Origin of the sequence: Actinoplanes sp. NPDC020271 (assembly GCF_044388125.1) — a bacterium.
In the GTDB taxonomy this organism is placed as follows: Bacteria; Actinomycetota; Actinomycetes; order Mycobacteriales; family Micromonosporaceae; genus Actinoplanes.
Genome location: NZ_JBIRWQ010000001.1, coordinates 814,625 through 837,575 on the forward strand (window position 1 = coordinate 814,625; position 22,951 = coordinate 837,575).

Sequence of the window (22,951 nt, forward strand, 5' to 3'; positions counted from 1 at the left end):
TCAGCACAGCCCGACGGATCACTGAACGCGAAACCCGACATATCGGCACGCAAGCATGCTTTGGTGTACGTGGCCTGCACTCTCACCTATCGACGCGGCGACCCCTGTCCCGTGCTCGTCGGCTCCGACGGGGTCGAAAACTCGCGAGCCACTCCCGGCATGTCGGATATTCCCGGTAGTGTCGAACGATCGGCGAGTCGTCGTCCGAGCGCCTGGAACGGCAACTCGATCCACCGGTGACAGAGCCGGCTCAGCACCAGCGTGATGCCGAGAAAGGCGGCCGTCCAGCCCAGCCGGGCCGGAATCCCCGCCCCGGTCAGGTGGTCACTCAGCAGGCGCAGCACCAGCACATGCGTCAGATAGACGGAGTAGCTGACCGTCCCCAGCCACGACAGCCACCGCGGCACCTGCCGGTGCCGCCACACCAGGCCCAGACCGAAGACGATCAGCGCCAGCGCCACCGCACTCACCCAGGAACTCCTGGCCAGCCGCGCACTCATGCCGACCATGTCCCAGATCCCGCCGTACCGGTAGACCGCGAAGACCGCCGCGCCGAACACGGCGCCGGCCGCGAGCACCGCCCGGCCCGCGGTGATCTGCCCCCGCTCGGCGCGGTACAGCGCGGTCCCGGTGAACATCACCGCCAGCACGACGAAACCCTCCCACGGGCCGCCCGGCTGGTTCACCGCGAGCAGCCCGAACACCAGCACCGGCAGCAGCACCGCCCCGGCCGCACGGCGACGGCACACGGCGACCACGCCGGCGACCATGACCACCGCGGTGACCACTGTCACGTTCCGCAGCGCGAGCGGATCGCCGGCGAACATCCCGGACGGCAGCACCCCGCCGAGCACCACCGCCGCCGTGGCCAGCGCCGTCGCGATCCCCGCGCTGAACCGGTGCACACCGGCCACGAACGCCGTCGTGACCAGCAGATAGAAGAACATCTCGTAGGTGAGCGTCCAGAACTGCTGCTGCACGTTCACGCCGCCGAGCATGTCCTGCAGCATCGTCAGGTGGCCCAGCACCGTCGTGCCGGTGTGCTCCCGCAACGCGCGCGGCACCATCCCTGGCCGCCACACCGACAGCAGCGCCGCCACCGCCAGGACCAGCAGGAACGCCGGGTAGAGCCGGAACAGCCGCCCGATCCAGAACCGCCGCACCTCACCCCGCCGCTCGATCGAAGCCGGCACGATGTACCCACTGACCAGGAAGAACAGTGTGACGCCGAAGATCCCGGCATGCGCCACATACCGGGTGGCGTGCTTCACCTCCGGCGCCACGTAGTCGCTGACGTGCTCGAAGACCACCGCCAGCACAGCCAGCCCGCGCAGTGCGTCCAGCCACCGCAGCCGGCCCGCCCCACTCTCCACCCCGACCGGGTTCGCATTCAGGACCACACCCCTTCAACGAGCGGTCAGCTCCCTCGTGCGGTCACGGCCAGGCCGCTGGTGGTGGCGGTCACGGCGACATCACCCGACTGGTCGGTACGCATCACCCGCGCCCCGCCCCGCGCCAAGCGGGCCAGCACCGACGCGTTCGGATGCCCGTAGTCGTTGTCCACGCCGACCGACACCAGCGCGACCGCCGGATCCACCGCGTCCAGCAGCTCCGGCGACTGCAGCGCGCTGCCGTGATGCGCCACCTTCAGCACATCCGCCCGCAGCGCCGCCGCGCCGAGCCGCCCGATCAGATCGTTCTGCTCCTCGGTCTCGGCGTCACCGGGCAGCAGCACGGTCCGCCCGGCGACCGTCGCCCGCAGGACCAGCGAGTTGTTGTTCGGATCCGAGTTGGTCCCGTGCATCGGCTCCAGAGGACCAAGAGCTTCAAGACGCAAACCGCCCACCCCGTACGCCCAGCCGGGCCCCACCGCCGACACCGGCGTCCCCGCCGTCCCGGCGGCCTCGGCCACCCGCTGCCGTCCACCGGCCGGCTCGGGCCAGTCCGGTCCGACCACCGCCGCCACCGAACGCCCCCGGAACACGCCCTCCACCCCGCCGATGTGATCCACGTGATAGTGGCTGATCACGAACAGCACCACCGCCCGGATCCCGAGCCGGCGCAGACACCCGTCCACCGGCTCCGGCTCCGGTCCGGCGTCGACGACCACGGCGCGCCCGTCCCCGGCCGGCAGCACGATCGCGTCGCCCTGCCCGACCGCGCACGCCACCACCAGCCAGCCCGGAGGCGGCCACCCGGAGGCGAGCAGCCGCACCGGCAGCGCGCCGAGCACCGCACACGCCGCCACGATCGCGGCCAGCTTGCGGGCCACCGCCCACCGCGCCGCGACCAGGACCGCCACCGTGAGCCCGGCCAGCAGCAACGCCCCGGGCACACCGTCCGGCCAGGGCAGCGCCCCGGCCGGCGCCCGCGCCCCGACCCGCGCGACCAGCACCAGCCACGCGGCCGGCCAGTGCGCGAGCCAGGCGGCGAACTCCGCACCGGCCGGCCACACCGGGGACAGCAGCGCCGCAGCGACCCCGAGAAGCGTGGCCGGGGCGATGGCCGGCACCACGACCAGGTTCGCCGGGACCGCGATCAGGCTGACCGTGCCGGACAGCCCGGCGATCACCGGACCACAGGCCACCTGCGCCGCCGCCGGGACGGCGAGGGCCTCGGCGGCCCCGGGCGGCCAGCCGCGGGCGCGCAGCGCGTCCCGCCACAGCGGCGCGAGCAGCAGCAGACCGGCGGTGGCCAGCACGGACAGCGTGAACCCGGCGTCCGCGGCCAGCTCCGGATCGGCCAGCAGCAGCACGGCAGCCGCGGCGGCCAGCGCCGGGACCGCCGCCCGGGGCCGCCCCGACGCGAGGCCGAGCAGCCCGATCGCACCCATCGCGGCGGCCCGGATCACGCTCGGCGAGGGCCGGGCCAGAATCACGAACCCGACCAGCGCCGCACCGCAGATCACCGCGCACAGGACGGGGCCGGCGCCGGTACGCCGTACCACGAAAAGAATGACACCCAGGATGATGGCGACGTTCGAGCCGCTCACGGCGTTGAGGTGGGTCATACCGGTCGCCTGGAAGTCAGCTTCGAGACTCGGATCCAAGCGGCTGGTGTCCCCCACCACCAGGCCCGGGAGCAGCCCACCGGAGTCGTCGGGCAGCGGCTCGCAGGCGCGCTGCAGCCCGGCGCGAAGAGCGCCGGCGGCACGCTGGGCCCACGACGGCTCCCCGACGAGATGCGGCGAGCCGCGTACGGAGACGACGGCCGCCCGCAGATCCCCCGGGCGCGGCGCCATGAGCCGCCCGGTGGCGGTCAGATGCTGGCCGGGTGACAGGGTGCGCCAGCCCGGGTCGCGGCCGAGCACGAGTGCCCGCGCCGACAACCGGATCGGGTCACCGCCGTCCGCGAGCCGCACGCGTTGCAAATCGATCGCCACCAGGTACGTCGGTGGCCCGGCCGGCCCGGTCAGCGCCCGCGGGTCGTCGCGCACGACCGCCCAGAGGTCCACCGGGTCACCGGAGTCGATGAGCGCGACCAAGGGTTTCGCCTCGCGGACGCTGACCCGGGCGGCGGTTGCGAGAGCACCGCAGCCGGCGCCGAGGGCGATCGTCACGACGATCCAGCGGAGGCCGCGCCAGAGGCGGGTGGGCTGAGCCGGCGAGTTCTCCGCGGCCCGCCCTCCCGCCGCCTCCTCCGCCTTGTTCCTCGCCGGCCCGGCCAGAGCGCTCAGCCCGGCCACGATCAGAGCCGCTCCGCCGAGGAGCAGCCCGTTGCGAGCGCTGAGATGCAGCGCACTCAGTGCCGCGAGCCAAGCGCCCACCATGAACCCGGCCAGCCGCAGATCGGGCGACGCCTGATCCCGCGCAGACGACCGCGACCGACCGTTCCGAGCCCGGCCGGGAGGCGGTCCGGACCGGGACCGGCCGGGCTCGGAACGGCCGGAAGGCGAGCCGGGCCGGGGCCGGCCGGCGGGAGACCGGCCGGAAGGCGGCCCGGGCCGGGGCCGGCCGGCGGGAGACCGGCCGGAAGGCGAGCCGGGCCGGGGCCGGCCGGCGGATGACCAGCCGGGAGGCCGGCCGGGCTCGGGCCGGCCGGAAGGCGGCCCGGTCACACCGTCACCAGGTCTTTCAGCTGCTCGTAGCGCGCATCCCCGATCCCGTCCACCTTGCGCAGGTCGCTCACCGCCCGGAAGCCGCCCTGCGCATCCCGCGCGTCCAGGATCCGCTGGGCCAGGACCGGACCCACGCCAGGCAGGTCGTCCAGGTCGGCCAGCGTCGCCGCATTGAGGTTGATCAGGCCGCCGGCCGCCTTGGAGCCGGCCGCGGCCGGAGCGGTCGTCACGCCGGGTGGCACGGGAACGCCGACCATGATCAGCTCACCGTCGGTGACCTTGCGGGCGAGGTTGAGCGCGGAGACGTCCACCCCGGGTTCGGCGCCGCCGGCCGCGGTCAGCGCGTCCGCCACCCGGGCGCCGGGCGCCAGCCTGACCAGCCCTGGCCGGCGAACCTTGCCTCCGACCGCGACCACAACTTCCGTGGCTGACACAGACGCGGCCGGAGAAGCGCCCGGGCCGGCCGCGTCGATGCTGGTGGTGGCCGCCGTGAGTCCCGGGGCGACCGGATCGACCCGGGGCCGGGCCCGCCAGGCGAGGAATGCCGCGACCAGCGCGACCACCACCGCCACCGCGGCCAGCGCCCGGACGCCGGGCCGCCCGGGGTCGAAGGCGTGCAGCCACTTCCGCGGGCCGCCCTCGTCCTCGCCGCCGAAGGCGCCTCGGCCGGGGAGGGCCGGCTCGGGAGGGTCCTCGATCTTCCACGCATACCGCTCGTCGAACGGCTCGGTCCAATCCCGGTCAGGCACCGCAGCATCCGTCTCCGGGCCTCCGCCGCCCCGGGGAAGCCGGGAAGGCAACGGAACCTCGCCGGTTCGGTCAGCTCCGCCAGGCAGACCACGCCCATCACCCCTTGATCCCCTGAACTCACCCGCCTCGACGGGATCGAAGAAGCCGGAACCGGCCGGGTCACCGGAACGGGTGGAACCGGACGGTCCCGCGCCGTCGATCTCGGACCACGCCGGAACGACGTCCGACCACCGCAGCGGCCCACCGCTGGCTGCCAGCTCACCCCGGGCCGGTGCCCCGGCCGGCTGTCCGGCGTGCAGCGCCCGCATCCGGGCCGCCACGACGTCGTCGGTATCCTTCGCCTCTCGCACGGGGTCGAAGTCTGGGACTTCCGGCGGGCCGGTGCCGGGCGGGCTGTGGACAGACCGGCACTGTGGACAACTTCCATGACCTTTCCCGCTCTGCTAAGGACGGCGTGTGACCGAGGATGAGGCGATCCGCCGGCTCCGGGCCGCGGGCTGCGTTTTTGCCGAGGACGAGGCCGCGGTGCTGACCGGGGTGGCGGCCGGCGGCCCGGAGCTGGCCGCGCTGGTCGAGCGGCGGTGCGCGGGCGAGCCGCTGGAGCAGGTGGTCGGGTTCGCGGATTTCGGCGGGGTCCGGGTCCGGCTCCGGCCGGGCGTCTTCGTGCCCCGGCTCCGCAGCGAACTGCTGGTCGAGGTGGCCGTCGAGGAGGCCGGACGGCACCCTGCCCCGCTCGTGGTCGACCTCTGCTGTGGTTCGGGGGCGCTCGGTCTCGCCGTACGGGAGAAGGTTTCCGGGGTTTGTCTGCACGTCGCCGACCTGGACCCGGCCGCGGTGGCCTGCGCCGAGGAGAATCTGGGAGAGAACGTGCACCGGGGTGATCTCTTCGACGCGCTGCCCGCGGAGTTGACGGGGCGCATCGACGTGCTGCTGGCCAATGTTCCCTACGTCGCGACCAGGCACATCCCGTTCCTGCCGGCCGAGGCGCGCGACCACGAGCCGCGCACCGCACTGGACGGGGGCGACGACGGCCTCACCGTCTTCCGGGCGGTTCTGGCCGGCGCGGGTACCTGGCTGGCGCCGGGCGGGCTCCTGCTCTCCGAGGTCACCGAGGCCCAGGTCGAGGCCGCGATCGCCGCCGTGGCCGGGAATGGATTGACGCCTGCCGTGGTCACCGACGATGATCGCGACGCCCGTGTGATCACCGCGAGACGATAGGCAGCGCTGTGGGGCTGTTACGCAGGGTCGCCCGCGCCCGGCTGGCCGGCCGGGTCATCCGGCGTCTGCGCCGTGCGGGCGTGCCGGACGCCCGCTATCACCGGTCCGGGTTCGAGATCCGGTTCACCGTGCCGGGCGACGCCGAGCCGACCATTCTGCCGCTGGCGCCGTTGCTCGGCCGCAACCGTCGTGACTTGGGCGAACACTTGGCGTCGGCGCTTCGCGTGGGCAATCTTCCGCCGGACTGGGCGAGCGCCGCGCCGATGCTGCGCCCGGTTCTGCGCGGCGGCGCGCCGGGAGCGCCGATCCGCCGCCCGGCCTTGCCGTTCCTGTCCGAGTTCGTCGTGGTCGATCATCCGGAGACGATGACGTACGTCACCCCGGCGCAACTGGCTCTCTGGAACGTCACGGCCGAGCGGGTGTTCGACGCCGCCCGTGCGAACCTGCCCGGCGCGGTGCTGCACGGGGCCCCGTCCAGCAAACCGGTCGTGGTGCGTTTCGTGGACGACGGCAACGCGTACTGGACCTCGCACCTGCTGCTCCCGGGTTGGTTGGAGCGGATCGCGGGGCAGGTCGGGGGCCGTCCGGTCGCGTTCGCGCCGGAGCGCGGCACGTTGCTCGTCACCGCCGACGACCCGGATCTGGTCCGGGCGTTGTTCGTGCAGGCCGAGGAGATCTACGCGAAGTCGTCGCGGTCGCTGACCCCGATGGCGTACGTCAGTGGCCGTGACGGGTGTCCGATCCCGTACCCCGCGCCGCCCGGTCATCCGCTGCACGACCTGGTGTCGCGGGCCGAGCGGATCCTGGCCGTCGAGGAGTACAACCGGCAGGCCGCCGAGTTGCCGGAGGCCGCGGGGCTGCGGCTGACCGGCTCGGACGAGAGCGGCTGGCGCACGCAGGCGTTGTGGCCCGCCGACGGCCCGGTGCTGCTCCCGGCGGCCGACGAGGTGCTGCTGGGCGAGGACCGGATCGTGCCCTGGACCGATCTGGATCTGACCCCGGTCGACGACCTCAGCCCCGGACGCTGGCGCGCGGAGGGCTGGCCGCCCTAGATCTGCTTCGTACATCACGCGAGCGCGAGGCGGGAGCCACCGTGAAGGGGTCAACTGCGCCGGTGCACGACCACGCCGGCCAGCCCGGGCCCGGTGTGCGCGGCGACGACCGCCCCCACCTCGGTGAGGTAGCAGTCGCGCAGCCGGTCCCCCAGCCGCATCGTGATCGCGTCGACCAGTGCCGACGCCCGCTCCGGCGTCCCCAGGTGGTGCACCGCGACATCCGCCTCCCCGTCGCCGGCGGCCTCCACGGCCAGGTCGACGAGCCGGGTCAGCGCCCGCCCGGCCGTGCGCACCTTGTCGCGCACCACCACGGCGCCGTCCACCACGTGCAGGATCGGTTTGACCGACAGGGCCGTCCCGACCAGGGCCGACGCCGCCCCGATCCGGCCGCCGCGGCGCAGGAACTCCAGCGTGTCGACGTAGAACAGGGTGCTGACGCGTTGCGCGTGGTCGGCGGCGACCCGACGTACCGCATCGAGGTCTTGACCTTGAACTGCCGCTGCGGCGGCGGCGAGGGCGGGAAAGCCGAGCCCCATCGCGGCGGTGCCGCTGTCCACGACCTGGACGCGGGGGCCGATCTCGGCCGCGGCGAGTTGCGCGGCCTCGAACGTGCCGGAGAGCTTGGCCGACAGGTGCACGGAGACGACCCCGTCCGCCCCGTTGGCCAGCAGCTTGCGGTAGACCTCGGCGAACTGGGAGGGGGCGGGCCGGGACGTGCTGACCGAGGAGCGGCGCCCGCCGAGCGCCCGGGCCACCTCGGCCGGGGCGATCTCCAGGCCCTCCAGGCCGTCCCAGCCGTTGATCACGACGGTGAGCGGCACGATGGTCAGCTCATATCGCCCGCTCAGCTCGGCGGGCAGATATGCCGTGGAATCGGTGACGACCGCGATGGTCATGCACGAACTCTACTGATCGCGCGCCCGCATGGGATCAGCCCGGTGTGACCGACGACACGAGGAACGGCTCGCCCTGCTGGCAGGTGGACATCATGCCGGGCTGCGGGGTGCCGGTGACGCTCACCTTGCTGCCCGGCGCGGCGGAAGCCCGCAGCGACTCGTCCTTGAAGACGAGCAGGCGGGTGCCACCGCCGGTCTCCTGCAGCAGCGTGCAGTTCGGCTCGACGCCGGAGGCGACCGTGCCGGTGATCGTGGTGGTGCTGCTGGTCACGGGCTTCGCCGGCTTGGTCGCCTCGGGAAGCGCCGAGGCCGGCGCGGAGACGGAGGCGGAGGGGGCCGCCGAGGGCACCGAGCCCGACGAGGTCGAGCCGGCCCCGTCGGACGAGTTTCCACAACCGGCGACGAGCAGCATGAGGAGTGCGGCGGGGAGGACAGTTCGACGGATCATGGTGCTTGGACGCTCCCGGAAGCCGATCGGTTCCCCTCGGCGGGAACACCGACGTTGTACGCCGACAACTGCCAGCCCGGCCCCTCGTCCCAGGTCAGCTCGACCCAGTGACAGTTGCGCAGCGCCCGCAGCGTGCGGACCGCCGTGGCGGGCCAGCCGAGCAGGTGGGCCAGCCCCTGCCGGGCCGCCGCGCCGTGCGTGGTGACCACGACGACGCCACCCGGGGCCAGGGCCGACGCGTCCAGAAACGCGTCGTTCATCCGTTTGCCCAGGTCGTCGAGGGTTTCGACGCCCTCGCCGACGACGTCCTCACCGGCTCGCCAGCGGCGCATCTCGGTGGGGTGCCGGGCCTCGATCTCGGCCCCGGTCAGACCCTGCCACTCACCGAAGAACCGCTCGCGGAGCCGCTCGTCGTGACCGACGGTCAGCCCGGTCACCGCGGACAGCGCGGCGGCGGTGTCCGCGGCACGCCGCAGGTCGCTGGAGACGATCGCGGCCGGTCGCAGCCCCGCCAGCGCCCGGGCCGCCTGCGCCGCCTGGCGGCGACCGAGGTCGTTGAGCGGCACGTCGGCCTGGCCCTGGAAGCGACCGGCCGCGTTCCAGTCGGTGTTGCCGTGCCGCCAGACGATCAGGCGGTTGGTCACGGCGCGTCGGTACCGGAGGCGCCCGCGTCGACCATGTCCCGGTCGACGAACGGGATCACCGGGCAGTCCTTCCACAGCTTGTCGAGGGCGTAGAACTCCCGCTCCTCGGTGTGCTGGACGTGGACCACGATGTCGACGTAGTCCAGCAGCACCCACCGGCCCTGCCGCTCGCCCTCGCGGCGCACCGGCTTCGCCTTCTCCGGCAGGTTGACCAGAGCCTCCTCGATCGCGTCGACGATCGAGACCACCTGACGCTCGTTGGACGCCGAGGCGATGACGAAGGCGTCGGTGATGGCGAGCTGGTCGCCGACGTCGATGACGGAGATGTCCTGCGCCTTCTTGTCGGCAGCGGCCTGCGCAGCCGCCATCGCCAGTTCGTAAGCGCGCTCGTTAATCGACAAAAGAGTCCCCTCGATCGGGTTCAACAACAGGTCAAGTGTCTCACGCGGGTCCGACAATCCCCGAGTCCCGATAGAGCCCTCGCTTGTTGATGTACTGCACGACACCGTCCGGGACCAGGTACCAGACTGGCAGGCCCCCGGCGACCCGCCGACGGCAGTCGCTGGACGAGATCGCCATCGCCGGGACCTCGACCAGGGTGACACTGTCCTCCGGCAGGTTCGCCGCCGACAGCTCGAAGCCCGGCCGGGTCACGCCGATGAAGTGCGCCAGCCTGAGCATGGTCAGCGCGTCACGCCACGACATGATCCGGGACAGGGCGTCGGCGCCGGTGATGAAGAACAACTCGGCCGACCGGCCGTAGACGGCGCGCATGTCACGCAGCGTGTCGACGGTGTAGGTGGGCCCGTCCCGGTCCATGTCCGCGCGGCTGACGTGGAACCGCGGGTTGGAGGCGGTGGCGATCACCGTCATCAGGTAACGGTCCTCGGCGGGCGAGACCCTGCCCTTCTCGTACGGCTGCCCGGTCGGGACGAACATCACCTCGTCCAGCTGGAAGCGGGCCTGCACCTCGCTCGCCGCGACCAGGTGACCGTGGTGGATCGGGTCGAACGTGCCACCCATGATCCCGATGCGCCGTGCTGACATCCGAGAAGGGTAGCTTTTCTTCCGATTCAGGGGCGGGGGTCGGGGTGGTCGGACGGAGTTCAGCCGTCCAGGCGCTTTCTTACCGCAGTCAGCAGGTCGTTCGAGGTGAACGGCTTCTCCAGCAGCTCGACCCCGGGGTCCAGGGTGCCCTGGGAGGCCAGGACCGGCTGGGCATACCCGGACATGTAGAGCACCCGCGTCGACGGCCGCACGTCGGTGAGCCGTTCGGCCAGCTCCTTGCCGAGCATCCCGGGCATCACCACGTCGCTGAGCAGCAGGTCGATCTCCCCGCTGTGCCCGGCGGCCACTTCCAGCGCCTTCGGCCCGCAGTCCGCGCTGATCACGTGGTATCCGGCGCCGGTGAGGATCCGGCCGGCCACGTCGCGCAGCGCGTCCTCGTCCTCGGCGACCAGAACCGTCTCGCCGTTACCGCGGACGGCGGCCGGTGACGTCTCGCTCTCCTCCGGCACCACCTCGCCCCCGGCCGGCAGCACCACGGTGACCGTGGTGCCCAGACCCGGCTCGCTGGCCAGGGCGACGTCACCGCCGGCCTGGTTGACCACGCCGTACACGGTGGCCAGGCCCAGCCCGGTGGCCTCACCCTTGGGTTTGGTGGTGAAGAACGGGTCGAACGCCCGGTCCAGCACGTCGGCGGTCATGCCGGTGCCGGAGTCGGAGACCCGCAGCCGGACCCGATCGCCCAGCCGGTGGGTGTCGATCACCAGGTTGCCGCCGTCGGGCATCGCGTCCTTGGCGTTGCGTACCAGGCTGACCAGCAGTTGCTCGATCTGGCCGGGGTCGAAGGTGACCGCGGGCAGGTCCGGCGCGGGCCGGAAGATCAGCGTGATCCGGTCGCCCAGCGTCTCGCGCAGACCGGCCTCCAGCTCGCCGATCCGCTCGTTCAGGTCGATCGGCTGGGGCCGGACCACCTCACGGCGGGCGAAAGCGAGCAGCTGGTGGGTGAGGTCGGTGCCGCGGGTGCCGGCCCGGATCACCTGCTGGGCGTCGGCGGCGATCGCCTTGAGGTCGGGCGACGGGGCCTCGGCCTCCTCGATCACGAAACTCGCATAGTTGAGGATCACGCCGAGCATGTTGTTGAAGTCGTGCGCGATGCCGCCGGCCAGCTGGCCCAGGCTCTCCAGGCGCTGGCTGCGGTGCAGCTGGGTCTCGGCGCGGAGCTTGGCCTTCTCCTCCTCGGCGCGGATCCGCTCGGTCAGGTCGCGGACCACCGCGACGGCGAGCCGGCCCTGCGGCGTCTCGACGACCGTGGTCGACGACTCGACCGGGAACTCCGTCCCGTCGCGGCGGCGAGCGGTGGTCACGACCGTGCCGATCGACCCGGGCGGGGACGACTCGATCACCCGCTGCCGGTCCGGCAGCAGCGCCCGGGACTCGCCGGTCAGCAGCACGTCGACCGGCTGACCGACCAGGTCGGCGGCGGGCCAGCCGTACATCTGGCCGGCCCGGTCGTTCGCCAGGGCGATCCGCGGGCCGTCGAAGACCAGGATCGCGTCCGGCGCGGCCTGCAGCAGGCCGCTGGACAGTTCAGCGGACCATTCCACGCATCCACCCCCGTAGCATCAGGCTACCGGGGTGAACGCGGATAAAACCGGAAAAGTCAGGACGAGGCCAGCGCCCGCCGCATGTCGTCGTCGTTGTCCAGGACCACCCGGCGCAGCATCGGGTGCAGGTCCGGCCGGGCCAGCAGCTCGGCGGCCAGCTCCCGGGTCCGGGCCGAGACCATCACCGTCGGGTACGCCGCCAGCGCGGTCTTCTCCGCGCTCATCCCCGAGCGGATCCGCATCATCCCCGGCATCTCGGCGAAGTAACGGCTCACGTACGGCTCCAGCAACTCCCGCTGCTCCGGCTGCCAGAAGCCGCCCGCGGTCAGCTCGACCAGCCGGTTGGAGAGCGAGGCGTCCCCGACGACCGCGGCCCACGCCGCCTCCTTGGCCGCCGGGTCGGGCAGCGAGGCACGGCAGCGCGCGGCCCACTGCTCGCCGCTGGCCGTCCGGTCCCCGGCCAGCTCCGCCTCGATCGCGTCGACCCCGGCCGCGCCGAGCACGGTCAGCCGGTAGAGGATCAGCCAGCGCAGGTCGGCGTCGACCACCAGCCCCGGCGGGACGGCCGCGCCGGTCAGCCAGGCGCGCAGCCGGGCGGTGTCGAGGGTGGCGCCGATCAGGCCGCGGGCCGCGACCAGTTGCCGGGAACTGCCCGGCTCGGAGGAGGCGACCAGGCGGTCGGCGGCCTGCGCGACCAGATCCAGGGCGGCCGGGCGGGTCTCCGCGGTGGCGTACCGGTCGACCAGGCCGCGGGTGGCGCGCAGCACGTCCTCGACGATCACCGTCTCGGTCTCGGCGGGCAGCGCGGTGAGCACCAGCGTGACCAGCTCGGCGACCGGGCGTTCGCCGTCCACCACCGCGTCCAGCACCGACGCCCAGATCACCGCGCGGGCCAGCGAGTCGGTCAGCAGCGGCAACAGCAGCGGAACGGCGGCCGAGGAGTCGTCGTCGAGACGGATTTTCCCGTACGCCAGATCCCCGTCGTTCACCAGCACGAGATCCGCGGCCCGGGCCCCGGCCAGGCCGGGCAGCACGGTCCGCCCGGTCGCCTCGATCTCGGTCTCGATCAGCTCCCGCCGGGTCACCGCGCCACCCGCGTGGTCGTAGAGGCCGATCCCGATCCGGTGCGGGCGCAGCGTCGGGAAGTCCTCCGGAGCGGTCTGCACGAGCGCGACCTCGGCGTACACGTCCCCGTCGCGCCGCGCCTCGAGCTGCAGCGTGTTCACCTGCGCCCGGCGCAGCCACAGCTCGGCCCAGCCGGACAGGTCGCGCCCGCTCGCCTTGGACAGCGCGCTGAGCAGGTCGGCGAGCGTGGCGTTGCCGTACGCGTGGGTCTTGAAGTGCGCGTTCACCCCGGCGAGGAACGCGTCGTCGCCGAGCCAGGCGACGAGTTGCTTGAGCACCGAGGCACCCTTGGCGTACGAGATGCCGTCGAAGTTCATCAGCGCCTCGTCCGTGTCGGCGACCTCGGACGGCGCGACCGGATGGGTGGAGGGGCGCTGGTCGGCGCGCAGCCCCCAGGCCTTGCGGTGGATCGCGAACGTGGTCCAGGTGCCGGTGAACCGGGTGGCCTCGGCGGCGACGCGGGATCCCAGGTACTCCGCGAACGACTCGTTCAGCCACAGGTCGTCCCACCAGGCCATGGTGACCAGGTCGCCGAACCACTGGTGGGCCATCTCGTGCGCGATCACGCCGGCCCGGTGCTCCCGCTCGGTCTCGGTGATCGTGGAGCGGGGCACGAACTCGTCGCGGAGCACGATCAGCCCCGGGTACTCCATCGCGCCGAAGTTGAACTCCGGGGCGAAGGCCTGCTGGTAGTGCCCGAACGGGTAGCGGATCTCGAACATCTCGTGGAACCGGTCCAGGCACTGCTTGGTGATCTCGAAGATCTCCGGCGCCTGCGCGTCGAGCTGCTCGGCCAGCGTGGCCCGGATGTAGAGCGCCAGCGGGATGCCGTCGTGCTCGTCGGTGCGCACGTGCCACGGGCCGGCGATCAGGCTGGCCAGGTACGTCGAGATCCGCTCGGTCGCGGCGAACTCCCAGCGCCCGCCGTCCCGCGAGACCAGCTGCCCGTTGGTGGCCACGGTCCAGTCGGCCGGGGCGGTCACGCTCACCCGGAACGACGCCTTCAGGTCCGGCTGGTCGAAGCAGGGCAGCACCCGGCCGCCGTTGTTGATGAACAGGTGCTGGTAGAGGTAGACCGAGCCGTCCGCCGGGTCGGTGTACCGGTGCAGGCCCTCGCCGTTGTTCGAATACGCCATCGTCGCGTCGGTGACCAGCTCGTTCACCTCGGCCAGACCGGTCAGCGCGAGCCGTCCGCCGGTCACCGCGGTGTGCGGCACCGGCTGTCCGTTCAGGGTGATCGAGGTGATCGCGGCGGGTTCGAACTCACAGAACGTCGAGGCGCCGGGACGGGCCCGGAAACGTGCCACGGTGCGGGCCCGGAACGTGTCGCCGGTCCCGGTGAGGTCCAGGTCGACGTGGTAGCTCTCGACGTCGACGAGGGACGCCCGGGTGGCGGCCTCGGCGCGGGTCAGGGTCGGCATGATGACAATCATGCCGGTAACGGCTCGTCCACCGCGCAGCCATGTCGGTGATCACTTGCCGTGATCGGCCGTCCGCGTTAACTTCGGAGCATGCGCGTGACTTGCACCAACTGGTGGCTGCCCTGACCGGGCGGCCTCTTCCCACGCGCGATTGACATCCGCGGCCGCCCCACCCGGGCGGCCGTTTCGCGTTGCGCGCATGGTTCTCCGGGGGCGGGGCGGTCTTCGTACCCGGCAAATCGGAGACCTCTCATGACGACCACCGTGACCGACACACCTGCCCTGACCCGCCGCCTCACCGGTTTTCAGCCGACCGGCCGGCTGCACCTCGGCAACCTGCTGGGCGCGCTGCGCCCGCTGATCGCCGCGCAGGACACCACCGAGTCCATCGCCCTGATCGCGGATCTGCACGCGATGACCATGGACCACGACCCTTCCTCGGTACGCCGTTTCGCGCTGGAGCAGGCCACGGTCATGCTCGCCGCCGGCGTCGACCCGGACCGCACGCCGATCGTCGTCCAGTCCCAGGTCCGCGAGCACACCGAGTTGCACTACCTGCTGGAATGCGTGGCCGCGCACGGCGAGGCGGCCCGGATGATCCAGTTCAAGGAGAAGTCCGCGGCCGGCGGCCCGATCCGGCTGAGCCTGCTCACCTACCCGGTGCTGATGGCCGCCGACATCCTGCTCTACGACACCACGCAGGTGCCGGTCGGCGAGGACCAGAACCAGCATCTGGAGCTGGCCCGCACCCTCGCGATCAGGTTCAACACGAGGTACGGCACGACGTTCACCGTCCCCGAGGGCGTCCGCCCGGACTCGGCCGCACGGATCATGGACCTCGCCGAGCCGACCACCAAGATGGGCAAGAGCACCGGAACAGGGCGGATCGGTCTGCTCGACCCGCCCGAGGTGATCCGCCGCACGATCGCGCGGGCCGCCACCGACACGATCGGGCTGGTCCGCCGCGACCGGGAGCACCAGCCCGGCGTGACCAACCTGATCGACATCCTGGCCGAGCTCACCGGCCGGGAGCCGTCCGACGCGACCTCCTACGCGACGCTGAAACAGGAGGTCACCGACGCGGTCGAGGCGGTGGTGGCGCCCATCCGGGCGCGTCACGCGGAGCTTGCCGCAAACCCTGATCTTGTACGCGGGGTGCTCGCGGCCGGCGCCGAGAAAGTCCGCCCGACCGCGGCCGCGACCGTGCGCCGCGCCCGGGCCGGCATCGGTCTACTGGACTAACGCGGGGAGCCGCTTCTCGAAGCAGACGCTGCTCGGGTTGCCGGCGTAACCCCCGAACGCGGGGATCTGCCGGTAACCCGAGGACTGGTAGAGGGCCATCGCGGCGGGCAGGTGAACCCCGGTCTCCAGCCGGATCACCGGCCGGCCCTCCGCGAGCGCTTCCTCCTCGACGGCGACGATCAGCTGACGGGCCAGCCCGCGGCCCCGGAAGGCCGGGCGGACGTACATGCGCAGCAGCTCGGCAACCCCCGGTTCCAGGGCCTGCCAGGCCGCGCACGCGACCGCCCGGCTGTTCACCGTTCCGAGCAGATACTCCACGTCATCGTGCGGTTCGAATATCTTCCCGTTGCCGGCTCCGGCCTCCGCCATTTCGCGCTGCTGAGCAGTCACGAGAGCGGCAAGTTCGGGGTCCAGGGCGGGACGCGATTCGATAAGCACGAAGGTGACCGTACGTGACGTCCGTTTCTTCAGGGTTGCGAAGAACTGGACGGTCCGCTATTCGCCGGTGTCGTCCTCGTCGTAGTCGTCGTCACTGACCAGCACGGGCAGTTGCGAGTTGGCGACGCTGGTGACCGTTCCGTCGGCGGCCATGTGCGCGATCTCGTCCTCCGACCGGACCCGGCGGGCCTTGCGGGCGGCCAGCCGCTGAGCCGCGGAAGGCCGGTGGTCCAGCTCCTCCAGGCGGGCGTCGGTGCCACGCGGACCGGAGACGAACTCGCCGGCGTTGGGGTGCCAGTCGAACTCGCGCGTGCCGATCCGGACCGGGTCGCCGGCCTGCGCGCCCATCTTGCCGAGCTTGTCCTCGACACCGAGCCGCTCCAGCCGGTCGCCCAGGAAGCCGATCGCCTCGTCGTTGTCGAAGTTCGTCTGCTTGATCCAGCGCTCCACCTGGGTGCCGCGGATCACGAAGACGCCGTCCTCGTCCTTCTCGATCGTGAAGCCGGTGTCGTCCACGGCGCGCGGGCGGATCACGACCCGGGTCGCCTCCTCCACCGGCTTGGCCGCCCGGGTCTCGGCGACCAGGGCCGCCAGCGCGTAGTTGAACTCCTTGAGACCCTCGCGGGTCACCGCGCTCACCTCGAACACCCGGTAGCCGCGGGCCTCCAGATCGGGGCGGACGATGTCGGCCAGATCCCGCCCGTCCGGAATGTCGATCTTGTTGAGCACGACCATGCGCGGCCGGTCCTCCAAGCCGCCGTACGCGTTCAGCTCGGCCTCGATCGCGTCCAGGTCGGCCAGCGGGTCCCGGTCGATCTCGGGCGTCGCCGCGTCCAGCACGTGCACCAGCACCGAGGTGCGCTCGATGTGCCGCAGGAACTGCATGCCGAGGCCCTTGCCGGTGGCCGCGCCCGGGATCAGCCCGGGCACGTCGGCGATGACGAACGTCTCCTCGCCGGCCTGCACCACACCCAGATTCGGCACCAGCGTGGTGAACGGGTAGTCGGCGATCTTCGGCTTGGCCGCGGACAGCACCGAGATCAGCGACGACTTGCCGGCCGACGGGAAACCCACCAGACCGACGTCGGCCACGCTCTTCAGCTCGAGCACCACGTCCAGCTGGTCGCCCGGCTCACCCAGCTCGGCGAAGCCGGGCACCTTGCGGCGGGTGTTGGCCAGCGCCCGGTTGCCGCGACCGCCGCGACCACCGCGGGCCACCTCGAACTCGGTTCCGGCGCCGACCAGGTCGGCCAGCACCTCGCCGTCCGTGGTCATCACGACCGTGCCGTCCGGCACCTTCAGGACCAGGCCCTTGCCGTTCGCGCCGTCCCGGTTCGCACCGGCGCCACCGCCACCGTTGGTCGCCTTGACGTGCGGGTGGAAGTGGAAGTCCAGCAACGTGTGCTGCTGCGGGTCGACGACCAGCGTGATGCTGCCGCCGTGCCCGCCGTCACCGCCGTCCGGCCCGCCGAGCGGCTTGAACTTCTCCCGGAGCACGGAGACACAGCCGTGCCCGCCGTCACCCGCCTGCAGGTGCAGCACGACCCGGTCGACGAACGTGGTCACGACTCAACTCCTAGAAACGCTTCTTCTGTCCCGGTTGCCCGGTGGGCTCGCGCCCCTCATGCTCTGCCGAACTGTGCTCCGCGGGCCGCCGTGCCGGATGGACGCCCTGTCCGGTGGCCGTTTTGTCCCCACGCCACCCAACGCCCACCGCCGCGCCGCTGTTCCCCGCCGTGCTCCCGCGCCGCCGCCCTACTGCCGCGCCGCCGCCCTACTGCCGCGCCGCCGCCCTACTGCCGCGCCGCCGCCCTACTGCCGCGCCGCCGCCCTACTGCCGCGCCGCCGTCCCACTGCCGCGCCGCCGTCCCACTGCCGCGCCGCCGTCCCACTGCCGCGCCGCCGTCCCACTGCCGCGCCGCCGTCCCACTGCCGCGCCGCCGTGCTCCCGCCCTGCCGCCGCGATGCGCCTGCGCCGTGCCGGGCTCCCGCGCCGCCGGGCGGCGCCGGGCTTCCGGCTGGTGCTCAGAAGGCGCCTCGAACTCCTTGAAGCACCCTCGGTTCCAACCGGCCCCAGCGACCGGTCAGCGCCGCGGTTGCGGTCTCCGGCTGGCTTCCAGGGTGGTCATTCGTGCTTCCTGACCACCCTGGAAGCCAGCCGGCTTGCCGCGCCGGGTGGGCCGGCAACGGCGCCGGGCCGAGCGAGCGCGCAAAACAAAAGCGGGCCGTGGACCCCGAGAGGTCCGCGGCCCGCTTCAGCAGTATTACTCCGCGACCGGCACGATGCTGACGGTCTTGCGGCCACGGCTGGTGCCGAAGAGCACGTTGCCCGCGGAGAGCGCGAACAGCGTGTCGTCGCCGCCACGGCCGACCAGGTCGCCCGGGTGGAACTTCGTGCCACGCTGGCGGATCAGGATCTCGCCGGCGTTCACGAGCTGGCCGCCGAAACGCTTGACACCGAGCCGCTGGGCGGCGGAGTCACGGCCGTTGCGCGAGCTGGATGCACCCTTTTTGTGAGCCATGTCTACGCCTACTTCCCGCTCTTGATGCCGGTCACCTTGACGCGGGTCAGCGGCTGGCGGTGACCCTGGCGCTTGTGGTAGCCGGTCTTGTTCTTGAACTTGTGGATCCGGATCTTCGGACCCTTGGTGTGCTCGGCGATCTCGCCGGACACCGTAACGTTGGCAAGCTTGGCCGCGTCGGTCACCAGGTTGTCACCGTCGACGAGGAGGACCGCGGCGAGCGTCAGAGCGTCGCCGGGCTCGCCCACGAGCTTCTCGACCTCGATCACGTCGCCCTCGGCAACCTTGTACTGCTTGCCGCCGGTCTTGACGATCGCGTACATAGGACGCGGACTCCCTGAGACTTACGCAGCCAAAAACATAAGCTGCTGGCGGATACTGCTGGGGCCTCGGCGCGACCGGGCCGTTGAATGACCAAGCCGGGCGCACGAGACAGGCGCCGAAAAAGCGCCGTCGGCAAGCCTACTTCATCGGCGCGCCGACACCAAAACGGGGTTAACTCTTTCCGCAGGCCGCATCCAGTGTCGCATGCAGGTCGGCGAGCTTCTTGTCGTCGATCTTGGCAAGATCACCCTTGAGCGTGGTCACCTGTGCACCCATCGTGGCGAGCGCCTTCTTCACGGCCGGGTCGGCGGCCAGCTTCGACATGTCCAGTAGCGCGTAGGAGAAGCTCTCCACGTCCCGGGACGCCTTCTCCTTGGCCTGCGCCTTGGCCGCGTCCCCCTGGGCCGCGGCGTCGATCAGCAGCTTGTAGTCGGCGGCGAAGGTACTGCCGAAGCTCGTGCTGGTCCGGGCGGCCTGATCACAGATGGCTCTGGTGTCGGCGGAGAGCGCCGCATCGGCGGAAGCGGCCACCGCGGGGTCGGCCGCGGCAGTGGTGGTGGAGTTCGCAGCCACACCCGCAGCCGGGGTACCGGCGGCCGGCGTCGCGGTCGTGCCCGCGTCAGCGGAGCAACCGGCCGCGAGCAGGGCGAAGGAGAGCGCGGTCAGGGCCGCGAGGGGGCGTCGCATGGGATCTCCTCGGGGGAACGGGGATCGATCCCGCCGAGGGTAACGGAAAACCCGCCCCGACAGTTAGCTTTGTTTACAGCTAACTGTCGGGGCGGGTTCACTCAGCTCAGGGACGGGTGCGGCGGCGTGCTCCGCTGCGACGCGAGCGGCGACGGCCGGGACCGGCACCCACCGCGTCCTCGTCCTCGTCCTCCTCGGCCGCGTCCGGGTCGTCCGCCCCGACCAGCCGCATCGGCTCGCTGTCGTCGTCCTCGTCCTCGTCCTCGTCCTCGAACCCCGCGCTGCTGACGGCGGAGGTCTCGTACCGGGAGAGGTCGTAACCGCTGATGTCGTAGTCGTCCTCGGCGTCCGTGGTGGTCACCGCCGACTTCGCGGCGCGGACGATCCCGGAACCGATCACGCCCGACCCGGCGACCGGAGCCGCCGGAGCCTGAGCCACCGGAGCCGGAACCGCCGGGGCCTGAGCCACCGGGGCCGGAACCACGGGCGTCTCGGCGACCGGCACCTCGGCCACCTCCGCCGCCGGACCGGCCTCGACCGGCTCGGCCTCGACGACCGGGGCCTCGAGCGCCTCGACCTCCACCGGCTGCTCGACCACCGGGGCGTCACCGCCGCGCCGCCGCCGCGACCGGCCACCGGCCGGAGCCTGCTGAACCGGAGCCGGCTGGACCGGAGCCTCGGTCCGCGCCGCCGCCGCGACCGCCTTCACCTGCGTCACCGCACCAGCGCCGCTGCCGTTCCCACCGCCGTTGCCGTTGGACCGTTTCTCCGGCACCGGCTCGTGGTGGATGATCACGCCGCGACCCTTGCAGTGGTCGCAGGTCTCGCTGAACGCCTCGAGCAGCCCGGCGCCGATGCGCTTACGGGTCATCTGCACCAGGCCCAGCGAGGTGATCTCGGTGACCTGGTGCTTGGTCCGGTCCCGGCCCAGGCACTCGGTCAGCCGGCGCAGCACCAGTTCGCGGTTGCTCTCCAGCACCATGTCGATGAAGTCGATCACCACGATGCCACCGAGGTCACGCAGCCGCAGCTGGCGCACGATCTCCTCGGCCGCCTCCAGGTTGTTACGGGTGACCGTCTCCTCCAGGTTGCCGCCGGCGCCGGTGTACTTACCGGTGTTGACGTCGACCACGGTCATCGCCTCGGTCCGGTCGATCACCAGGTGACCGCCGGACGGGAGGAAGACCTTGCGGTCCAGGCCCTTGAGGATCTGCTCGTCGATCCGGTGCTCGGCGAAGACGTCGCCGACGCCGGTGTGCCGGTGCAGCCGCTCGACCAGATCCGGCGAGACCGAGTGCAGGTAGCCCTCCACCTCGCCGTACGCCTGCTCGCCCTGCACGATCAGCTCGCGGAAGTCCTCGTTGAACAGGTCGCGGACCACGCGGATGACCAGGTCGGGCTCCTCGGAGAGGGCGCGCGGGGCGTTGCCCTCGGCCGCCCGCGCCTGGATGTCCTCCCACTGGGCCTGCAGCCGCTTGACGTCGCGGGCCAGTTCGTCCTCGCTGGCGCCCTCGGCGGCGGTGCGCACGATCACGCCCGCGCCGTCCGGCACCAGCTTCTTCAGGATGTCCCGGAGACGCTTGCGCTCGTTGTCCGGCAGCTTGCGGCTGATCCCGGAGGCGTTGCCGTTCGGCACGTAGACCAGGTGCCGGCCGGAGAGCGCGATGTGGCTGGTCAGCCGCGCGCCCTTGTGCCCGATCGGGTCCTTGGTCACCTGGACCAGCACCGAGTCGCCGGAGCGCAGCGCCTGCTCGATCGAGCGGGCCCGGCCCTCCAGCCCGGTGGCGTCCCAGTTGACCTCACCGGCGTAGAGCACCGCGTTGCGGCCCCGGCCGACGTCGACGAAGGCCGCCTCCATGCTGGGCAGCACGTTCTGCACCTTGCCGAGGTACACGTTGCCGACCATGGTGCCGGAGGTGGCCCGGGCGACGTAGTGCTCGACCAGGACGCCGTCCTCCAGGACCGCGATCTGGGTGCGGTCGGACTTCTGCCGGACGACCATGACCCGGTCCACCGCCTCGCGGCGGGCCAGGAACTCCGACTCGCTCAGGATCGGCGGACGGGTACGCCGCTGCTCGCGACCGTCCCGGCGGCGCTGACGCTTGGCCTCGAGCCGGGTGGAGCCGGAGACGCCCTGCACCTCGTCGGTGCGGCGCGGCTCGCGGACCCGGACGACGGTGTGCACGCCGTCCTCGATGCCACCGGTCTCGGCGTCCCCGCCGGAGCCCTTGCGGCGGCGGCGACGGCGCCGGCGGGTGACTCCGCCCTCGCCCTCCTCGCCCTCTTCGTCCTCGGCCTCGTCGTCGTGGGACGCCTCGGCGTCACCCTCCGGCTCCTCGCCCTCGGGATCGTTCTCGTCCGCCTCGTCCGACGGGCCCTTGCCGCGGCCACGGCCACGACGGCCCCGGCGGCGACGGCGGCGGCCACCGGCCTCGTCGTCCTCGGACTCGTCGTCGACGCCGTCCTCGACGTCGTCGGCGCTCTCGTCCACCTCGTCGACCACCAGCGCCTCGGCCTCGGCGACGACCGGATCGGCGGCCGGCTGCTCCTCGGCGGTGCCCCGGCGACGGCGGCGGCTGCGGCGGGTGCCCTCGGCGGGCTCCTCCGTGACCTCCGCGATCGGCGCGGACGCGGTCTCGGCGGGCTCGGCGGCAGCGGCCTCGACCGGCTCCGGCGCGGGGGCCGGGGCCAGCGGGTCGGTGACCGGGCGACGGCGCCGGCTCACCGGAGCGGGCTCGGCCTCGGTCGCCTCCGGCGGCATGAACAGGACGGGCGGGGGCATCGCGGCGCGGCGGGTCCGGGACCGGGAGGCCGGCTTCTCCTCGACGAAGTCGTCGTCCAGCGGGAGCACACCGACGACCGGCACATCGGCGACCGGGGTCGCTTCCTCGGCGGTTTCTTCCTCGGCGGTCTCGGCCGCCTCGGTGACCGCGGCCGGGGCGGGCACGTCCGGCTCGACCGGGGCCGGCGTGGCCTCGGCCGCGACGGGCGCGGGCTCGTCGGCGGGCTGCGGGATCTCCAGCTGCTCGGCGGAGGATTCCGGCGCAGCGGGAGCGGCGGCCTTGCGGCGGCTACGGGTGGCTTTCTTGACCGGCTTCACCGGCACCTCGGCCTCGGCAACAGCCTCGGGCGCGGGGGCGGGCTCAGGGCTCTCCGCGGCAGCGGCCGGAGCGGCCGCCTTGCGACGGCTGCGAGTGGCCTTTTTCACCGGCGCCGGGGTATCGGCAACCGGCGTTTCGGCAGCCGGGGTATCGGCAACCGGCGTTTCGGCAGCCGGAGTCCCGGCGGCCTCGGCGGAAACGTCCGCAGGGGTCGCTGACTCCTCCGCCGGAGGAGCGGCCGCCTTGCGACGCGGGGCACGCGTCCGGCGGGCCGGGGTAGCAGCGGCGGTTTCCGTGGGCGGCGAAACAGCACCGTCCCGCTCACCGCCCTGTTCTCCCAGATTGGCTGGGGGCTCGTTATCGAGCATGGGCGCTCTCCAGTTCTGGCGACCCCGGGCGCGGGTGAGCGCTGCC

Annotated in this window: 19 protein-coding genes; 3 read left to right on the plus strand and 16 right to left on the minus strand. The window is 72.5% G+C overall.

The window, feature by feature from the left end; all coding sequences use genetic code 11:
* Positions 1 to 86 precede the first annotated feature (86 nt).
* The 3 genes from ACH442_RS03620 to ACH442_RS03630 form a co-directional block, all read right to left on the minus strand.
* On the minus strand, positions 87 to 1,400 hold the full coding sequence (locus ACH442_RS03620) for an acyltransferase family protein (protein ID WP_396120971.1): 1,314 nt from the start codon (positions 1,398 to 1,400) through the stop codon (positions 87 to 89).
* Between the two features lie 17 nt (positions 1,401 to 1,417).
* Positions 1,418 to 3,769, minus strand: a complete 2,352-nt coding sequence (locus ACH442_RS03625) for a ComEC/Rec2 family competence protein (RefSeq protein WP_396120972.1) — start codon at positions 3,767 to 3,769, stop codon at positions 1,418 to 1,420.
* A gap of 284 nt (positions 3,770 to 4,053) precedes the next feature.
* A complete protein-coding gene (locus ACH442_RS03630) occupies positions 4,054 to 4,857 on the minus strand; it encodes a helix-hairpin-helix domain-containing protein (RefSeq protein ID WP_396121035.1) in 804 nt (267 codons plus the stop codon).
* Positions 4,858 to 5,263: 406 nt separating this feature from the next.
* On the opposite strand from ACH442_RS03630, the gene ACH442_RS03635 reads away from it, so the two are divergent.
* Positions 5,264 to 6,025, plus strand: coding sequence for a putative protein N(5)-glutamine methyltransferase (locus tag ACH442_RS03635; protein WP_396120973.1), 762 nt, complete (start codon positions 5,264 to 5,266; stop codon positions 6,023 to 6,025).
* Positions 6,026 to 6,033: 8 nt separating this feature from the next.
* A complete protein-coding gene (locus ACH442_RS03640) occupies positions 6,034 to 7,077 on the plus strand; it encodes a hypothetical protein (protein WP_396120974.1) in 1,044 nt (347 codons plus the stop codon).
* A 50-nt stretch (positions 7,078 to 7,127) separates the two neighbouring features.
* On the opposite strand, the gene ACH442_RS03645 is transcribed toward ACH442_RS03640, so the two are convergent.
* From ACH442_RS03645 to pepN, 7 genes are read right to left on the minus strand one after another with little or no spacing between them, the layout of a single operon-like run.
* Positions 7,128 to 7,976 carry a DegV family protein gene (locus tag ACH442_RS03645; protein WP_396120975.1) on the minus strand — a complete coding sequence of 283 codons (849 nt, stop codon included), beginning with the start codon at positions 7,974 to 7,976 and terminating at the stop codon, positions 7,128 to 7,130.
* Positions 7,977 to 8,010: 34 nt separating this feature from the next.
* Positions 8,011 to 8,424, minus strand: a complete 414-nt coding sequence (locus ACH442_RS03650) for a hypothetical protein (RefSeq protein ID WP_396120976.1) — start codon at positions 8,422 to 8,424, stop codon at positions 8,011 to 8,013.
* Positions 8,421 to 9,068 (minus strand): histidine phosphatase family protein, encoded by a 648-nt coding sequence (locus ACH442_RS03655; RefSeq protein ID WP_396120977.1) that lies wholly within the window; start codon positions 9,066 to 9,068, stop codon positions 8,421 to 8,423. The genes ACH442_RS03650 and ACH442_RS03655 overlap by 4 nt, the downstream gene beginning before the upstream one ends.
* A complete protein-coding gene (rsfS, locus tag ACH442_RS03660) occupies positions 9,065 to 9,469 on the minus strand; it encodes a ribosome silencing factor (protein ID WP_396120978.1) in 405 nt (134 codons plus the stop codon). The genes ACH442_RS03655 and rsfS overlap by 4 nt, the downstream gene beginning before the upstream one ends.
* A gap of 40 nt (positions 9,470 to 9,509) precedes the next feature.
* Positions 9,510 to 10,115, minus strand: coding sequence for a nicotinate-nucleotide adenylyltransferase (gene nadD / locus ACH442_RS03665; protein ID WP_396120979.1), 606 nt, complete (start codon positions 10,113 to 10,115; stop codon positions 9,510 to 9,512).
* 59 nt (positions 10,116 to 10,174) lie between these two features.
* A complete protein-coding gene (locus ACH442_RS03670) occupies positions 10,175 to 11,677 on the minus strand; it encodes an ATP-binding protein (RefSeq protein ID WP_396120980.1) in 1,503 nt (500 codons plus the stop codon).
* Positions 11,678 to 11,733: 56 nt separating this feature from the next.
* Positions 11,734 to 14,223 (minus strand): aminopeptidase N, encoded by a 2,490-nt coding sequence (gene pepN, locus ACH442_RS03675; protein ID WP_396120981.1) that lies wholly within the window; start codon positions 14,221 to 14,223, stop codon positions 11,734 to 11,736.
* 252 nt (positions 14,224 to 14,475) lie between these two features.
* On the opposite strand from pepN, the gene trpS reads away from it, so the two are divergent.
* Positions 14,476 to 15,465, plus strand: coding sequence for a tryptophan--tRNA ligase (gene trpS, locus ACH442_RS03680; protein WP_396120982.1), 990 nt, complete (start codon positions 14,476 to 14,478; stop codon positions 15,463 to 15,465).
* Here trpS and ACH442_RS03685 read toward each other — a convergent pair.
* The 6 genes from ACH442_RS03685 to ACH442_RS03710 form a co-directional block, all read right to left on the minus strand.
* Positions 15,454 to 15,903 carry a GNAT family N-acetyltransferase gene (locus ACH442_RS03685; RefSeq protein WP_396120983.1) on the minus strand — a complete coding sequence of 150 codons (450 nt, stop codon included), beginning with the start codon at positions 15,901 to 15,903 and terminating at the stop codon, positions 15,454 to 15,456. The genes trpS and ACH442_RS03685 overlap by 12 nt on opposite strands.
* Positions 15,904 to 15,960: 57 nt before the next feature.
* The gene (gene obgE / locus ACH442_RS03690) at positions 15,961 to 17,469 is read right to left on the minus strand and encodes a GTPase ObgE (RefSeq protein WP_396120984.1); all 1,509 of its coding nucleotides are present in this window, start codon (positions 17,467 to 17,469) and stop codon (positions 15,961 to 15,963) included.
* Positions 17,470 to 18,167: 698 nt separating this feature from the next.
* A complete protein-coding gene (gene rpmA, locus ACH442_RS03695) occupies positions 18,168 to 18,425 on the minus strand; it encodes a 50S ribosomal protein L27 (protein WP_396120985.1) in 258 nt (85 codons plus the stop codon).
* 8 nt (positions 18,426 to 18,433) lie between these two features.
* A complete protein-coding gene (rplU, locus tag ACH442_RS03700; protein WP_014688346.1) occupies positions 18,434 to 18,748 on the minus strand; it encodes a 50S ribosomal protein L21 in 315 nt (104 codons plus the stop codon).
* Positions 18,749 to 18,920: 172 nt separating this feature from the next.
* Positions 18,921 to 19,436, minus strand: a complete 516-nt coding sequence (locus ACH442_RS03705) for a hypothetical protein (protein WP_396120986.1) — start codon at positions 19,434 to 19,436, stop codon at positions 18,921 to 18,923.
* 106 nt (positions 19,437 to 19,542) lie between these two features.
* Entirely contained in the window at positions 19,543 to 22,905 is a 3,363-nt protein-coding gene (locus tag ACH442_RS03710; RefSeq protein ID WP_396120987.1) for an Rne/Rng family ribonuclease, read from the minus strand.
* Positions 22,906 to 22,951 lie beyond the last annotated feature (46 nt).

What these genes read in the sequence shown, in the direction of transcription:
- ACH442_RS03625 (WP_396120972.1), bottom strand. Translation starts at nt 3,769, where the DNA reads ATGGTGGGCGCTTGGCTCGCGGCACTGAGTGCGCTGCATCTCAGCGCT.
- ACH442_RS03645 (WP_396120975.1), bottom strand. Translation starts at nt 7,976, where the DNA reads ATGACCATCGCGGTCGTCACCGATTCCACGGCATATCTGCCCGCCGAG.
- ACH442_RS03650 (WP_396120976.1), bottom strand. Translation starts at nt 8,424, where the DNA reads ATGATCCGTCGAACTGTCCTCCCCGCCGCACTCCTCATGCTGCTCGTC.
- nadD (WP_396120979.1), bottom strand. Translation starts at nt 10,115, where the DNA reads ATGTCAGCACGGCGCATCGGGATCATGGGTGGCACGTTCGACCCGATC.
- pepN (WP_396120981.1), bottom strand. Translation starts at nt 14,223, where the DNA reads ATGCCGACCCTGACCCGCGCCGAGGCCGCCACCCGGGCGTCCCTCGTC.
- trpS (WP_396120982.1), top strand. Translation starts at nt 14,476, where the DNA reads ATGACGACCACCGTGACCGACACACCTGCCCTGACCCGCCGCCTCACC.
- rpmA (WP_396120985.1), bottom strand. Translation starts at nt 18,425, where the DNA reads ATGGCTCACAAAAAGGGTGCATCCAGCTCGCGCAACGGCCGTGACTCC.
- rplU (WP_014688346.1), bottom strand. Translation starts at nt 18,748, where the DNA reads ATGTACGCGATCGTCAAGACCGGCGGCAAGCAGTACAAGGTTGCCGAG.
- ACH442_RS03705 (WP_396120986.1), bottom strand. Translation starts at nt 19,436, where the DNA reads ATGCGACGCCCCCTCGCGGCCCTGACCGCGCTCTCCTTCGCCCTGCTC.
- ACH442_RS03710 (WP_396120987.1), bottom strand. Translation starts at nt 22,905, where the DNA reads ATGCTCGATAACGAGCCCCCAGCCAATCTGGGAGAACAGGGCGGTGAG.